We start from the raw sequence: 1355 nt of genomic DNA, 5'->3' as shown, positions 1-1355 counted from the left end.
GTGCGAATCGCGCGGAGCGCCCGCCGCCGTGCGATAGCGCGGCGGCGGATCGACATCAATTAGCACCCCGCAAGGGTTGCGACTTGTGAAAGCTCTTGGTCGTCCATAAAAATCAGCGATAAAAATGTATCGCCCTCGTCAAAAAACTTTTTTTCGATAAAAGCGTGAAAGCGAAGATGGGAAAGAATGGCGGCAATGAGTTGTTTTCGTTGTTCTGTAGTCATGGCTATATCTCGGACAGCGATTAGAAAAACTGGAAAGAAAAGGCCGCATCCTTGCGGCCTATCCATTATCAAGCGGCTTTAAGCTTCCGCATTTCATCCGCAAGCGTCCAAATTGCTTTATTCAGCCTAACGTTCTCGCTCACCCCCTTAACCTCCCGCGCTCTTTGTGAGCGTCTGGTTTCCTTGTTTTCCACCTCGACACCACCCTTTAGCATTTTTTCTTGCAAAACGTTAAAGGTCGTCCAAAGATCAGGAGAGCGGTCGGCATCGCGGCGAACGCGCAACAAATCATCGTTTTTAACGATAACCTCTTCGGCATCCCAGCGTAAGCCCTTAGCCGCTTCCGCAAAAATGCCTTGCTCGGCTCTGGTCAGGTTAAGGCCGCGCATCACTTCCATTTGCTCTAACACCTTTGGTGTTTCCTTAACGATTTTAAAAGTACCCTCGATCACGTTATCCACCACGTTGCCACTATGGCGAACGCGAACGCAATCGATCTGCCCATCTGACACGATTAAACCGTTCGAGCAAACCAAACGATAAAGCCCGGCGCTGAGCTGGTAAGAGCTTGTGCCATCGTGCGAGTTGAGCAAAACGATTTCAGGCTTAACTTCACCCACGGCTGAAAAACCGTCGTGCTGACGAAAACGCAAAAGGTGTTTAGCAAACCCCTTTTTTGATTCATCACGAACGCGAGACTCGGAAGCATAAACCGGTAAAAAACCCTCGCCGCGCAACGCCTCAACGATGTCGATGGTTGGAATGAACTTGTATGAGTCTTTCCGGCTTTCGTGTTTATGCTCGGCGAACACCGAAGGGGCCATCCGGCGCAATTGATCGTTGTCCAATGGATTTTGGGTTTTAGTGCCGTAGAAACGATTAAACATGATTTGATCCTCGAAAACACTGGCCTTGGCGAACTGCCCGACCTTCTGATGGTGAGGGATTGCCCCTTCACCATGTTGACAATTCTACCGAAACGCCCCGGCCTTGTCAACTGTTTTTGGTTTACATTACATTGTTTCATAAAGTAATTATCGACAATAAAAAACCACCCCCCCCCACCCTGGTCAAATCCATCTATGTCAGATCCGGACAGCCCCCCGAACGGCCAAACGTCCACCCTAGCCA

Annotated in this window: 2 protein-coding genes; both read right to left on the bottom strand. The window is 49.7% G+C overall.

The features are described 5' to 3' along the window. Positions 1-59 precede the first annotated feature (59 nt). Positions 60-224, bottom strand: a complete 165-nt coding sequence (locus tag NP589_RS21510) for a hypothetical protein (RefSeq protein ID WP_256608801.1) — start codon at positions 222-224, stop codon at positions 60-62. Between the two features lie 68 nt (positions 225-292). Next, complete coding sequence (locus NP589_RS21505; RefSeq protein WP_256608800.1) at positions 293-1111, bottom strand: DUF932 domain-containing protein; 819 nt, start codon at positions 1109-1111, stop codon at positions 293-295. Positions 1112-1355 lie beyond the last annotated feature (244 nt).

Origin of the sequence: Methylomonas rosea (assembly GCF_024505055.1) — a bacterium.
Taxonomy (GTDB): Bacteria; Pseudomonadota; Gammaproteobacteria; order Methylococcales; family Methylomonadaceae; genus Methylomonas; species Methylomonas rosea.
This window is presented reverse-complemented; position numbering and strand designations above follow the sequence as displayed.